The following is a 16,362-nucleotide window of genomic DNA, read 5'->3' on the forward strand; positions in this document are numbered from 1 at the left end:
TAACTATCTTTCCTAGACCGATTATATTTTTTCAACTTTTATATAAATTCTGATTTCGTTATTCAATAATCAGAGTAAATCGGCATTGTGATTATTTAATTCTCAAACCAGCTTTAATCTTTTTCAATATTACTAAGAATCCCTATTTTTAAAGATAAATTATAATTCATTTACTATAAATTATAACCCATAAACAATGGAAAACCCTCCATATTATTAACTTTTACCATTTAACACTTATAATCAATAGTATTTAAAAGTATAAAAGATTTAATTTATTTTATAAATAAGAAAGCCGACTATTCTATTAGAAATAGCCAGCTTTTAATATTTATTTTTTGTACAATAAAAAATTGATTTTATTACTTTTTAATATATTCCTGACCAATTATATGAAGGAGACACAATAGTCTGTGTAGTATTATTAAAAAATAAACTACCATATCCAACTTGATCTGTAATAGTTGAAGTTGTTCCTTCAATACTATTATTATTAATAACCTGTAATGTATAAGGCATATTCATGCCTCGATAATTATGATAATAATTATAAGCCATATACCAAATAGGACGAAATAAACCACGATTATTTGATGAAATTGAAGTAACAGGGTAGGTAACTCCCCAAATAGAAGTATCAGGTGTCCATGATGTCCATGTTACTGAATTCCCAAGATTATATTTAGCCGTATATTCTATAGCCTTACCAATTACCCCACTACGGGAATCATAAAGACTCGTGCTTCCTTGGTTATACGATATTTGAGCCGCTTCAAGAAAACTTGCTAAACCCAACTGTACATAATATTGGTCTCTTGCAGCCTCAAGTGGTTGTCCTGAATTTAAAAAAGCAGTTTGAATTGTACCTACATCAGCACCATCAGCAGCCGTCTTTTTAAAATAATTTTCGCCAAGGTTATACATTGTTAAATTTTGTGAAAAAACGCCAAAAGCCATAAGGAATTTCCCCTGACTTGAACCCCATGAAGGCCATCCATCTCGCACAAATGGTACAGCTAAACCATATTGTGTAGCATAGTTTGTCATACAATTGTACATGATATTAAACATGCTGATTGCATTTTGTTTTTTTGCGGGAGTAAAATTAGTATAGTTGTAAATCATATCGGCTCCATATACCATAAAATGCATTCCATAACCAACACAGAGTTGCCAATCATTGTCTGGATATTGAATTGAAGTTAAAGTTGAGCTCCATGAATCAAGTAATTCAATTGCCTTATCAGCATACCTACTTGTTCCTGTCATATTCCACATTACTCCATTTACAAAAACTGCCATAGCATCATTCTCGTAATCGTTCTTATATAAATTCCTTCCTACTTGTGTATGTGCATGAGAAGTATAAGTTGGAGACAAAAACGCACTATATTTAGTTTGAAAATTTGTAAACGAAGTACTATAAGGCTCAACACCGGCAATAGCCTGATTATAGGCATACTGCATCTGAGTTTGGGTTAAAACTGTACCTGGATGAACAAATGTATTTGAAGTTTTAAAAGTAGAACCATTACTTTGTATAATTTGTTCATTTATTTTTTCATTTGCTTCTGTTTTTGCTTCTAAATTTTCTTCTTTAGAACAATTGGAAAATCCTACAAGTATAATACTTGTAAATAATAAAATTTTTTTCATCATGGTTAAAATTTTTAATTAATAAATTTTTAATTCGTAACCTTTCCTCTCTATTTATGCTAATATTTTTTTTATATAAATTACCAACAATAAACGATCGAAACGCCTCTGTTCTTTATATTCTCTATTTAATACTAATTTCCAAATGAATTCAACAAATCATTATCATTAAAAATTAATTCCGAATAAATAACAAAAGCCAACTACATTTTATTAAGTAGCCGGCTTTAATTCAATTAATAGTTTTATTCTTTGATAATATTTTTTACGGTAATATCATTCCCGTTTATAACATACAACAAGTAGGCACCTGAAGGCAATCCTTCCAATGAAATCGTTTGCAGCGTATTTGTTAATGATTGAGAACGTAACTTAACACCCAAAATGTTGTACACTTCAAGTGTCGCGCCACTGTAAACTTCATTCACTTTTACATTCAATATTGAAGTCACAGGATTAGGATAAACTACTACATCTTCAGTTGTATTTCCATCAGTAATTAAAATTTTACTAACCACTTTATTTGTAGTAACACAAGAACCCAGTTTGTCTCCATGATTCAAATGTGCCTGAACCGAGCTTGAGTTCACACAAATTGCTTGGTTATTATGGCAAACCATCACTTTATCACCTGAATTACCACATTGTACATTAAGTGTTTTAATGACAATAGAAGCTGTTGTCTGACATCCTTTATTATCAGTTATCACTACAGTATAGGTTCCTGCAGCAGACACCGAAATGGCTTGTGTAGTTTTGGCTGTACTCCAAACATAGGTGTAAGGTGCCGTTCCTCCCACAGGATTCGCTGTGATGCTAAGAGATGAAGGGCCATATCCAATGTAAATAGTATTTTTTTCATCTACAGCTGCATTAAGAGCGTAAACATCTGGAATGTTTACGGTTAACTGAACTGCATTGGTATCATCGCAATCTGTATTATTTGCTACACCACAGGCTAAAGCAACACCAGCTCCAAATCCGTCACCATCATTATCTGCATACAAAAGCTTACTGTCATCACAATCAGCGTTATTGGTAGCATATCCTTCAGGAGCTACAGAAGTACAAAAGAAAACTTCAGTTGTTGAACCAAATCCATCGTGATCTGCATCAACATAATATTTAACAGGCTCATGAACTGTCACATCATTATCATTGCAATCTGTATTATTGGTAGCATAGCCTTGTGGAGCGACTGAAGAACACAACATAGCCGTTGTAGTCGATCCGAATCCGTCCTCATCGGCATCTACATAATATAGAATAGGTTCGTGTACGGTAGCATCGCTATCATTACAATCGGTGTTGTTAGTAGCATAGCCTTCAGGAGCTACAGATGAACATAACATAGCTGTTGTAGTCGATCCGAATCCATCCTCATCGGCATCTACATAATACAATTTAGGTTCATGAATTGTAGCATCAGTATCATTACAATCGGTATTATTAGCAGCATAACCTTCAGGAGCTACTGACGAACACAACATTGCAGTTGAAGTTGAACCAAATCCGTCTTTATCAGCATCTACATAATACAATTTAGGTTCATGAATTGTAGCATCGCTATCATTGCAATCTGTATTATTAGTAGCATATCCTTCAGGAGCGACTGACGAACACAACATCGCCGTTGTAGTCGATCCGAAACCGTCCTCATCGGCATCTACATAATATAAAATTGATTCATGAACTGTAACATCGTTATCATTACAATCAGTATTATTAGTAGCATAACCTTCAGGAGCATCGTTCACAGTAAGCAAAGCAGTTGTAGCCGATCCAAATCCATCTTTATCTGCATCTACATAAAATAGCTTATTCACAGTTAGTGGTTGTGTAACAGAAGTTGCAGCATTGTAGATTTCATCTCCTGACTGAGAAGCTGTGATAATGGTTGTTCCTGCACCAACAATGTGAACTTTACCATCAACAATTGTAGCAACTTCCGGATTAGAACTTGTATAATTTACTGTCAATCCTGAACTCGCAATAGCTCCGGCTGTAAAATCAGCATCCTCTATTGTTTTTGCAGATAGGTTACTGAACATAATACTCTGATCATTTTTAACCACCACAAGATTTCGTTTCACCACATCGGCAGCATAATAGTTAGCATCCCCAACTTGAGCAGCTGAAATTTCAGAAGTTCCTGCTCCAACAATATGTATTTTTCCATTTACAATAGTTGCAACATTTTCATTGGAACTTGACAAACTTACTGTTAGTCCTGAACTGGATGTAGCCGAACCAAAATCTGCCATTCCCATTTTCATAACGTCTATAGTTGCGAAAGTTATTGTCTGATAAGCCGGGGCAACCAAAGCCTGCAACTCGGCTACCGTTTTAACCGTCTTTACCCAATCTACCTGATAATTAGCCTCGCCTGATGTAATATCAGCTATTTTAAATTGAAAAGTTGTTAAACTCGTTGGAACAGTTAAAACACCTCCTGTACCAAAACCAGTTTTAGAAAGATCAAAATAATAAATGTCATTACCCACTTTACCAGTCCATTTATTACTGCCATTTCCAAAAGATCCCAGATTAGAATCTAGAGTGATATTGGCAACTATTGGTTTTTTCAACTTAATGGCTACAATAGGATAATTGGCTGGATATAATGTTGCTCCTGCTGTTCTTTTGACATCACCACGATAAGAACCGTTGGTTTGCTTGGCAAGACCTACCCGTAAATGACCATTATCCGCAGCAACAGTAGCTCCATTTGTAGTTGTACTCCAACCATCTGTAGTTGTCGAAAAATTATCATTAATTAAACCCGTTGCCGGATCAAAGGCAGTTAGCTCTGCCACTGTTTTAACCGTTTTAACCCAATCTACCGTATAACTTGTTTCACCAGAAGCAATATCGGCTACTTTGAACTGAAAAGTTGAAAGTGTTGTAGCAGCAGTAGTTGACAACATAGTAGGCGTTGCACCAAAACCTGTTTTAGTAAGATCATAATAATAAATCTCCTCTCCTACTTTTCCTGTCCATTTGTTAGCAGCATTACCATAGCTCCCTAAGTTTGTGTCAAAAGTAAAATTACAACTAACAGGCTTCTTCATTTTAATGGCAAGAATTGGATAATTTCCCGGATGAACCGTAGTAATGTTATTCTGCATGTCTCCTCTTCCTTTTCCATTCGATTGAATCACTGTAGTAATTTTTAATTGCCCGTCTTCTGCTGTAGCTACAGATCCGGTAGTTACAGCTTTCCATGTCTGAGTTGAAGTTGTAAAATTATCATCAATTAATCCCTGATTTACGAATGTATAATCACTTGCCGGATTCAAATAAAATAACAAAGAACCATACCCCGGATTGTCCGCTCCAAAAGGCGCACCTTCAGCCCCCATTCTTCCTAATACAGCCATCGTTTGAGGCATTGCCAAACCTTTGCGGTAAACATAATGATTGTACGCAATTTCGAACACGGCCCTTAAATCACCTCTTCCATTGGGAGAAATAGCAGTTGGTGTATAATCCTGATAATTTTTCTCGCAATAATCATAACTGGTTTGATAAGGAACATCCATACCCAAATTGTATTGAGAAGTATATTCATAACCTCTCATAATAGCATTATTATTAGCGGAGTACAAATCAACCCCTTGTTTCAAGGCCATTTCTGCCAATTCAGCAAGGGAACCTATCGCCAACATTACATGCGGTTGATCCCGGTTACTTTCCTGCAATTGACCTGCATCAGTAAGTACATAATTTTTAATGCTTCCATTACCTTCTCCGTAATAATAGTAGTTTATAGTTTTGTTGAACATGGCTGTATCTTCGGTAAAAATGGCTATTCCCATTAAGGCTTTCATACAAATAATATCCCAGTTACCATGAGCACAAGGTTTGAAATTTCCAATTATTGGATAAAAAACCGACTTCAGCATATTTTGGCACTGCAACACTTTGGCTGCCGCCCATGAAGGGTAAGCAGAACGCATGATTTCAGCTGCATTTACGAACATAAATCCATATAGGCCATTTAGCTCCGCATCAGCACCAACTATAGATTTAGTAGTAGCCGAATAGGCATCCAATATCTGAATAGCTTTTAAAGCGTGTGCCTCATTACCATTAATTTTATACATTAATGCATTGTAATAAGCCGCCAGAAAATCGCTTTCTACATTATTTTTGACCGTTCCTCCGGCTACCCCGTCAATAGTAAGAGAAGCATCTCTTGTAAGAGCACTGTAAGGTCCTTTCATAGTATAAGTGGCAGAGGCTTTACCCGAAGCTACTAAAGCCTGATAACTCTGGTACGGACGACCTGCCTGTTGAGCTACTAAATCCTTAATCCTGTTAAGGTCGGTTGTATTATGAAGCAAACCAGGATGTACAAAAGTACCACTGAATTCAAATTGTGGATTAGTAGTTCCTGAAGGATTTAAGTAAGCGCGCAGCGCGTCTACAGAAGCAAAACTTTTTACCCAGTCCACCTGATAATTCGTTTTATTCGAGGCAAGTTCTTCAGAAGTTAATACAATATCAGCGATTTTTAATTGAAACGAAGTCAATGTAGTAGGCTGGGTTGTTGAAAGTGTAGTAGTCCCCAGCTTACCGGTTGAAAGATCCCAATAATACACGTTTGCTGTCTCTGTCACAATTTTAGTCCCATTATTATTTGTGCCGTTATAAGAACCCAGGTTCGTGTCAAAAAAATAATTACAACGTGGGGGCTTGTTCATTTTAAAAGCGATAATCGGATAATTACCAGCATGAATAGTTATCCCTCCATTCTTTTTAAAATCGGCCCGATATGTTCCGGTTGATGATGGTGCCGGAAAGTTTACGTTATATTTTCCATTTAAAATTTGACCTGTTGACCCTGCGGTTGCAGCAACCCAGTTAAAAGTAGCTCCTGTAGAAAAATCATCATTTATAAGACCTGTTTGTGCTTCAGCTTTTATAATAGAAAAAAGTAATAGTACAATGGCCAAGATGGCAGTGTTGAACAAATTATATAATTTTTTAGATACTGTTCCAGATGTAGCAACTAACCCAAAAGATTGGGGTAAAGTAAAGTTTTTGTCAATATTTATCAGTTTAAAATTTCCCATTGGTTGGTTTTTAGATATAAATTCATAGTTTTTTGGTGGTTTTAGTTTTTTATTCAACTTATTATCATTAAGTTGTATTTATTTTCATCATCTCATTTTGACATTAAATCAATATGAATGACATACCAATTAAGTTTAATTTTTATTCATCATAGGCGTTTTGATTTTTGATTATAGCATAGCGTTATCTTCATTTATTTACAATCAAAAATACCTACATGAATTCTTCTTGAATACTAATTATCAACCATTATATATAAACTATCATCCATTTTTCAATTTATTTTATAAAAAACACAGATAAATTTTACAACGTATTAACACAACATAAACTATTGAATTAAAATTATTTACAACAGAACAAAGACACCCCATAATTCTAGCAATTCTAAATAACAAAGCCAAGATTACGCTTAAGAAAACGTAGTCTTGGCATTAAAAAATTAGTACTGGTTTAGGATAATGGTACTTTTACCTTATTTAAAATTTATATTTTGAGCAAAACGTTTTATCACATAATTATTTGTTTTATCCTCCTGAATCAACTCACCATTAATTTTAAAATTATTAATTTCAACATCCTGTATTAGTCTATCTTTTGAAAAACCTTCCAGTAAAGACGGATTTACGGGACGTCCATTATAACTAATGTTTGACAACACTAAATTTTGGATCCCCTTACCAGGAGCATTACTGTATTTTTCATTAAAATAAACTCTGAAATTAAATAATTGCCCTTCCTGAATATCATCAATTCGGATGTTTTCATAACGTATATTTTTCACCAGATTATTATCGCTGGCACTAATGGCTAAACATCCCTGATAATTTCGATCGTCTTCGTCATGTTCCAGAATATCGATATCTGAGAACGTTATATTTTCAATTAGATTTCCCTTACCTTCAGCATCTCCGTGAAGCCCTATATTAGTAGGGTGTGCTATATCTGCCCATAATACTGAATTATGAATAAGATAATTTTTAGCATCGCCATAAAAATCCCAACGATGTCCATAAATAGCGATACAATCATCTGAATTTCGCATAAAAACATCATCAATTTCCACATTAGAACAGGACATCAAATCAATGCCATCGCTCCAGCCTTTACTGCTAAACGATTTGATATTTCGAATAGTTAAATCGTTACTTTGCCCTCCATAAACGGTGTAATGGGAAGGATTAATAAAAGTGAGTCCATCAATAATTACATTTTTCGAATTCCGAATTTCCACCCCTCTTTCGGGCTGCATAATAATACCTCTTCCTCTAATAGTGACATCTTTTGCATCAGATATTAAAAACTTTGCTTTTACAATGGCTCCGCCGTCAATATAAACTGTTTTTCCGGAAGGTATGTGATAAACATTCCCAGGCTGATCATTGGGTTGGTGAACTCCCGGACCAAAATAAATCACGTTGGGATCTTTTGGATTCGGCTTATTTTTTTCAAGGGCATTGGCAAAAAGATGTAAATTATGCAGTCTGTCGCCATCAATTTCTATCGATAATTTGGATGGTTTGTCTAATGAAAAAGTTATCGTATTTCCCTTTACTATGTGCTGAATCCCCAAAATTGCAGGACGAATATTTACCTTATTAACTAAGCCATTATTCTTCTTAATCATGACTTCCACTTTACCGGAAAAATCAAAATAAGCCATCGAGGCAATTGACTTAGTATCCAAATCCACTTCTACATTGTATTCAAACAAATCTTTCCATTCTCCTTTTGGAGTTCGTACAAGCACGGTAAAATCGTCATTATGTGCCGAATATTTATATCCTCCCGGTGCCTCATAAGTAATTAATTCCTGAGCTGATAATTGAAAAATCATCAGCAACCCAAGGATTGTAAAAAAAGTTTTATTCATATTTAGTACTATTCTATTTTTCATAGTGGTTATAAAATGTATTAAAAATCAAATGATTAGATTTAAAAAACCCATTAGATTTGAAATTCTAATGGGTTTCAAAATTTGATTCTTTTAGATTCATTTAAAAACTACTCTACGCTATACAATAAAGTTCCAAATCCTAAATCATCATATCCTCCACTATTAACATCATATTCTCCACTTCCTCCTTCCGGATATACAATATCTCTAGCCATTTTTATGTAACGAGCTTTAATCCCTTTTTTTACAGTGTAATGATTGTAAATTCTTTCCCAAACAGGTCTCAAACTTCCTCTTGCAGCATCATCTGCAGCAGTTGTGTGAGTAATATTATCGCAATTAGTATAAGTTGTAAAGGGTACTGATAATCTAGCTGCATTAAATTTAGCTTCATACTCAGCTGCTTTTAAAATCATATTATCATTATAGCCATACACATCTAACCCTTGATTATTAGCCATTTGAGCAATAGAACCTAGCAAACCAATTACCATTAAAGCATGTCCCTGATCTCTTCCTGCTTCCTGAATTTGCCCTAAATCAATATCATCATTGGCTGTTTTAGGATGTATATAATTAATTGCTTTAATTAATTGTCCATTTCCGACACCTTTCATTAAATAATTAATAACATAAGTATATTTAGCAACATCATCATTTAAAACAGCAATAGACATTATAGAAGCTAAATTACACAAATCCCAATTCGCCCAATAGTGAGAACTACAGGTATTGTAATGTGTTTGTAAAAAATTATAATTAACTGGATAAAATACATCCAACATCCATTTTTTAAACTTTGCTAAATCGGTAGCATTCCAACCTGAATAATCACGCATAATCTCAGCCGCATTAGCAAATTGATAACCGTAAATACCAGCTCCCAATGCTTTATTAGAATCTCCGCTAATAGATGTACAGGTAGCTGCCCAAGCATTCAAAATTTGGATTGATTTATTAGCATAAGCAACATCACCTGTAATTTTCCATCGAATAGCCGTTAAATAGGCCGCGTGAGCATCATTAAAAGCAGTACTATAATTATCTGGCAAAGGTTCCTCTAGCGAACCTCCTCCTCTGATAAGAGTTACTACAGGTCCTTTCATCGTATAAGTGGCCGAAGCATGACTATTGGAAATCATTTTATTATAACCTGAAATCCATGGATCTACCAAATTCTGAACATTTGTTTTCATTCGGTCAAAATCGGTCTGAGAATGCAATAATCCGGGATGAGCAAAGACCATATTTGATGGTACTGTGATATCTTCAGTAGTAGTAGTTCCAGTATCTACTTTGCTTTCTGGCAATCCATAATCATAACTACAAGCAATAAAAGATAAAGAACCTATTATTGCGATTGCTATTTTAGCTTTTATATTTTTTTTCATTTTTATACTTTTTTATTTACTAATAATAGACCAAGAATTAAGGTTATTCTTGGTCTATAAATTACTTTTTTTACAAACCAAGGAATGTTTTAAGTTCAGCAGTGCTTTTAAATGTACGTATCCAATCTACCTCATAACCTGTTTCAGTCCCCACTATATCGGCTATCTTAAACTGTCTTGTTGCTAATTCGGTTTCTGTTAAATAATCAGCTGATAAATCGTAGTAAATAACATTTTGAGCGACAAAGTCGGTTTTATATTTATTATTACCCGCATTAATTCCACCTGAAACAGATGGATCAAGGATAATATTACCTGTACCAGGCTTAACTGCCCCTGTTCCGGTAAAAGCAATTTTCATTGCCAAAATAGGATAGGTTGGAGATTGAACCCATTTCGTTTTAGCTGTTCCTGATGGATATGGAAAAATACCATTAATTATGTTATATAAATCTGCGCGACGTTTACTGGCAGTTGTACCTAATTGTGTTGGATCAAAAGTAACTTTCATTTTACCATCTTCAATTTTGTAAGTACCATTTTGAGCTGGTAACCATTGAACATCTGTTGGATCATCAAATTCAAAAATATACTTCCCTTTTGGTGGTGCGATTACTTTAAGTTCAGGTCCAGTGATAATTTGATTTTCTAACCAAACCCTTACTTTTCCGGTAACCGCTCCTTTAGGAACTAACACCCCTATTTGAGTATTTGAAACAGAAATAACTTTACCAAATTTAGCATCATATTTGGTTATTCCGTCGGTAAAAGTAACTTGTACCTTTGATAAATCAGTACCAAAACCTTGCCCATTAATTGTCACTAAATCTCCAACATTAGCAGAATTAGGAGAAAGATTTGAAATAGTAGCTCCGGTCATATAAGTAAAATCTTCCGTTATTACTTTGTTAGTCCAAACTTTTACAGTTATAGGTCCTGTTCCTGCATCCTGAGGCACCCTAACTGTAACTGAAGTATCCGTATAACTTAATATCTCATCCGCAAGAATACCATTAAAATAAATTTTTGCAGCTTTAACATATTGACCAAAATTAGTCCCTGTTAAAGTAACAATATTTCCTGAAGTTCCCTCAGAAGGTGAAACTGAGGAAACCGTAACAGCAGGATAGGTAACCAGGGATTCTCCCGTGAAATCTTTTTCCTGATCACTACATGAAGCCATTAGTACTATACTAAATAATACTGTTAGGGCTTTTATTTTGTTTTTTATAATCTGATTCATAGTAGTATAATTTAAAAAAATTACTAATTAATACTGTGGATTTTGCAATAGTTTCGTATTCAACTGCATTTGAGTTAATGGTATTGGAAACAAATAATGCTTACGCTGAAAATTTCTATTCCCTACTGGATCTAAAAGCAAAGCTCTCAGACTACCTTTACCCGTAGCTACTGACAATTCTCCATATGGATACAATGCTGGTTTATAAACAGCAGTATTACCTTCATAATCAGTACCCTGAATAACAGACCCTAAAATTGGATTGTTCAAGGCTTGTTCTGCAATACCCCAACGTTTTAAATCGTCATAACGCGTATTTTCACCAAATAATTCTACTGCTCTTTCTCTTCTTATTTCGTCTAACATATTCAAATTATTTGCTGTAACAAAGGCATTTGTCAGTGCTGGAAGCCCCGCTCTACCTCTAATCAAATTAATTGACTGGTTTAATTCCAGATCGGTGATAGCTCCATTCAATTCATATAAAGCTTCTGCATAGATAAGATAAACTTCAGCTAAACGAATTTGAGGATAATCTGGAGATTCTGTATTTGCGGCACGATAAGTTCCATATTTATAGGATCTAAATTTTCTGTTAGCATAACCAGAACCACTGTCTCCTCCTGGTCCAAATAATTTAATAGCTCCTGAAACCGGCACAGCATCAGTATTAATATCAACAAAATAAGAGGTTAATCTATAATCACGGTTTTGATATTCATCTCCTACTTTTACATATCCTTTGAACAAAGGGGATTTATCAACAGGCAAACCGTCAGTGCAAAGAAACATATCCATAAATTTTCTGGAAGGAGCTAATCTTGAAGCTACAGTATGGCTTAAATTAATCCCCCCTTGTAATAGACCATAATCGTATTTGCTAGATAAAATAAATTCTTTATTAGTTGATTTATCCAAACCAGCCGGATTAGAGCCTGCATCTTCTAAATTGAACAAATAACACATACTCATATTATTCAATACTGAATTATAATTCCATAATTCATAACCTCCATTCCCCATTACATCTTTTGCTAATGCAATAGCCTCTTGTAAGTAAGCAGTAGTATTTGACGCTACTTCGACAGTACCTGCACCAGTAGTCACACCATCACCATCAGTAGTAGTGCCTACATATTTTTCCCATGTAGCCTCATATAAAAGCACTCTGGCTTTAAAAGCTTCAGCTGCCCATTTGCTCAAATGTCCTTTATCGGCTGCTGCAATATTTTGCTCCAATGGTAAATCAGGAATTGCTTCTGATAAATCTTTTAGGATTTGCTTCATTACTTCATATCGACTACTGCGTTTTCCATATAAGCTCTCATCGTTTATATCAACTACTGTTGTTACAATTGGCACACCACCGAATCTTTTTAATAAAAAGAAATGATGCCAGGCTCTAAAGAATTTTGCTGCAGCAACATATTGTGCAATAGCTGATTTATCACCAGAATAATTCTCAGCTGCCTTTAACAAAATGTTATTTGCACGGATGTATTTGTAAGGATTTGTCCAGTATATATCTGAATTGGTTGCAACTGTATTTCCTCTACCTTCTTCCTGAGCTAACGAAGTTAGATCAGTACCGAAATCCATAAAATTATAAATACTACTACCGTTAATAGCTTTCCAACTAACCATTTTATTATAAAAATCATTAGATGCCGCTTTAAAATCTGCCGGAGTTTTAAAATAAGCTGCTTCTGTTTGTACATCAAGAGGATCTAAATCTAAATAATCACTCTGACAACTGGAAAATAACAATACTGAAGACAGAACTAAGGTTGTTACTATATTTTTCATATTATACTTTTTAATAATTAAAAGGATATATTTAATCCCAGAGAATAGGTTCTTGTAAATGGATAGATAACATTAGAACTATCTCCAAATTCAGGATCATATCCATCTTTTACTTTTGAAAACTCAAATAAATCATTTCCAGAGAAATACACTCTGAATTTATCTAACTGAAAGTTTCCGATTTTAAAATCATTCATGGTATAACCCACGATTAAAGATTTTAATCTAACATAACGGTTGTTTTGTAACATAAAATCATTGTCTTTCCAGTTCCAAGCTGCTCTGGTCGTATTGGCTGTCATTCTTGGGTAAACTGCATCTGTATTTGTCTCAGTCCAGGTTTTACCTATGTAAGCCGTAGTTTGACTACCATATAAAGTATTGAAAGGATAAGATAAGAAACCTGTTCTAAGAATGTTTTGTTCTAAAAGCCCCTGAAAGAAAGTAGAAACATCAAACTTACCGTAATTTGCACTTAGGTTAATACCGTAAACATAGTGGGCAGCAGTATCCCCCATAAATTTCACATCCTTCACATCAATAATACCATCACTATTTAAATCGACTCTTTGTGTGTCTCCTGGACGTAATACATTAACTCCTGAAGGCAATGAACCGTTACCATTAGTATTTGCATAATAGGTATCTACAGCAGCCTGATTTGGAAACAAATTGGTTGTTTGGTATAAGAAAACCGCATTTAAAGGATATCCTACAACACCATTCGTATTTATACCATTTGAAATAGCAGTAGCATTTTCTTTCTTAAGCAAAATATTTCTACTATCTCCCATATTAGCCGAAACGGTATATTTTAATTTACCCAGTTCACCTCTATAACCCAACGAAGCTTCCCAACCTTTGGTTGCTAATTCACCTGCATTGGTTTTTGGAGCAGTACCACCTAGTACATCTGGGAAAATAATATTAGTCAACATTCCAACATTCTTTTTGGTGTAACCATCAAACGATCCAAATAATTTTTTATTAAAGAAGCTGAAATCAACCCCATAAGTTTTCATTACAACTCTTTCCCAAGAAATATCATTTGAAGTAATACCATTTACATAACTGGCTGTTTGTAAAGCCGGAGTAGTACCGAAAACCGAACTGGTATTAGTTATATTAGAAACATAACTATAATTTGAAATACCGGATTGTGAACCCATTTCAGCATAAGAATATCTTAATTTTAAATAGCTTAATGGTTTAAAATCTTTCAGAAAGCTTTCTTCTGTAACAACCCAACCCGCTTGTACACCTCCGAAATTATTCCATTTATTTCCCGGACCAAATTGTGAAGAACCATCACGTCTTCCACTCACTTCTAACAAATATTTATTTTTATAACCATAGTTAAATCTGGCTAAATAAGAATACAATCCTTTATGTCCTCTACCTCCTGTAGCTTCCACTTTGTTTTCAATAGACCCCATATTGATATCATAAACACCGTTATCAACAAAGCCTAATCTGTATCCATACAATCTAGTATCTTCAGTTTTTTCAGCTGTCATACCTAAAAGTGCTGAAAAATTATGATCTCCTACTTCTTTTTCATAATTTAAGAAACCACCATAATTTTGATAGGTAATTTGTTTGTTCTCCTGTCTGATTGAAGAAACGGAATTAACCGATTCAGGCGCCAACTCACCATACCAACTATACTGAGGAACTGTAATAATATAATTAAGATTATTAAAAAAATCTTTATTATAAGCTACTTTAGTTTGGAAAGTTAAACCTTTTGACAACGTAAAAGTAGCTGCCATATTCATCATAATCTGATCTCTGGTCGTTTTGTCTCTACCACCGTCAACCGTTGCTGCTACTGCATTTCTATTACCAGCAATGTTAAAGTTGGCATACCATTGCCCATAGGGATTTCTTGACGGGAAGAATGGCGGATCTTGCGATACCGAACCATCCAGACCAGAAGATGGTGAAGAAAGGTCATATTTTAAATACGATACATTTGTTTCTAACTTCAACCACTTATTAACATTAAAATCATAATTTAATCTAACGTTGTATTGTTTTTTTCCATCATAGGCTGTTTTCAATGCCCCTACATCCTCTGAATACCCATAAGACACACGATAATTCGAATTATCAGTACCTCCTGAAATACTACCATTATGATAGGTAGAAACCGATCTACCAAACATTTGATCATATCTAGGAGAATTGGAAATGTATATATCACCCCAATATAGTGTTGGGTAGATACCGGCATAACCCGTTTGCATTAATTGTAAATTTTCTTTAGACTGCCATCCCCAATAATTAGCCTGAGTACCATCCTGTTCTGCAGCATCTAACCAAACTGTCGCATATTGCTGCATCGTTGGTGCCTGAGGTCTGATTCCTAAAGTATTTATTCTGGTAGTTGTAGCCATTTCAATTCTCATTTTACCTGACTTCCCTTTTTTGGTTGTAACCATAATTACCCCATTAGAAGCACGTGAACCGTATAATGCAGCAGAAGCATCTTTTAAAACTGTTATGGATTGGATATCATCCGGGTTCATATTGTAGAAAGCTTCATTATTAATAGCAGGATTTCCATCGATTACAATTAACGGTGAGCCACCATTAATAGAACTAGCTCCTCGAATTTGCAAATTAATACCCTCACGACCTGGTCTTGATGAATTACGGGTCACAGTTAAACCTGGAGTCTGACCTTGTAAAGCCAAAGCCGGGTTGGTAACTGCTCTATCTTGAAAAGCCTTAGCTGATACAGTTTCGATAGAACCCGTTGCTGTCATCTTCTTTTGAGTACCATAAGCCACTACAACTACTTCTTTCAAATCTGAACTAGCAGAGACTAAAGTGACATTAATTTCTTTTAGATCACCCACTTTTATTTCCTGAGTTTTATATCCTAATGCACTAAAAACAAGTACTGAATTATTAGAAGGCACTCTGATTGCATAAGCTCCATCAAAATCAGTACTTACTCCACCCACTGCAACACCTTTTATAGTAACATTAACACCTGGAATTCCCATATTATCCTCAGCAGCAACCACTTTTCCTTTAATTATAATTTGTTGTTGGGATGCGTTTAAAGCATATTTTTCAACAAAATTTAAAGCACCGCTATTTGTTGCATACGTTTGGGAAGAAACACAAACCAGAAAAGACAAAACCAAAGATGGTTTCAGCCTGTTCCATAATTCGGTTTTATTCAAAACATTTATCTTCATAATGAATTGTTTTTTTCGTTATTAATTGATTTAGTTATTAGTTTTTTTATTAGAATTCACGTTTAAAATTAGTGAATC

Annotated in this window: 7 protein-coding genes; all 7 read right to left on the minus strand. The window is 34.5% G+C overall.

Translation table 11 applies throughout. The features are described from left to right. Positions 1 to 369 precede the first annotated feature (369 nt). Positions 370 to 1,659: an alginate lyase family protein gene (locus BLR17_RS08910; protein WP_066329865.1), complete on the minus strand. Its 1,290-nt coding sequence runs from the start codon at positions 1,657 to 1,659 to the stop codon at positions 370 to 372. 242 nt (positions 1,660 to 1,901) lie between these two features. Next, the gene (locus BLR17_RS08915; protein ID WP_066329862.1) at positions 1,902 to 6,734 is read right to left on the minus strand and encodes a DUF4979 domain-containing protein; all 4,833 of its coding nucleotides are present in this window, start codon (positions 6,732 to 6,734) and stop codon (positions 1,902 to 1,904) included. 476 nt (positions 6,735 to 7,210) lie between these two features. Continuing rightward, positions 7,211 to 8,608, minus strand: coding sequence for a glycosyl hydrolase family 28 protein (locus tag BLR17_RS08920; protein WP_066329860.1), 1,398 nt, complete (start codon positions 8,606 to 8,608; stop codon positions 7,211 to 7,213). Positions 8,609 to 8,739: 131 nt separating this feature from the next. Then, a complete protein-coding gene (locus BLR17_RS08925) occupies positions 8,740 to 10,023 on the minus strand; it encodes an alginate lyase family protein (protein ID WP_066329858.1) in 1,284 nt (427 codons plus the stop codon). Positions 10,024 to 10,093: 70 nt separating this feature from the next. Then, on the minus strand, positions 10,094 to 11,266 hold the full coding sequence (locus BLR17_RS08930) for an IPT/TIG domain-containing protein (protein WP_066329857.1): 1,173 nt from the start codon (positions 11,264 to 11,266) through the stop codon (positions 10,094 to 10,096). Between the two features lie 27 nt (positions 11,267 to 11,293). Further along, complete coding sequence (locus BLR17_RS08935) at positions 11,294 to 13,072, minus strand: RagB/SusD family nutrient uptake outer membrane protein (RefSeq protein WP_066329855.1); 1,779 nt, start codon at positions 13,070 to 13,072, stop codon at positions 11,294 to 11,296. 17 nt (positions 13,073 to 13,089) lie between these two features. Then, a complete protein-coding gene (locus BLR17_RS08940) occupies positions 13,090 to 16,284 on the minus strand; it encodes a SusC/RagA family TonB-linked outer membrane protein (RefSeq protein WP_066329854.1) in 3,195 nt (1,064 codons plus the stop codon). Between the last annotated feature and the right edge of the window lie 78 nt (positions 16,285 to 16,362).

The sequence above is a fragment of the Flavobacterium glycines genome (assembly GCF_900100165.1).
GTDB lineage: Bacteria > Bacteroidota > Bacteroidia > Flavobacteriales > Flavobacteriaceae > Flavobacterium > Flavobacterium glycines.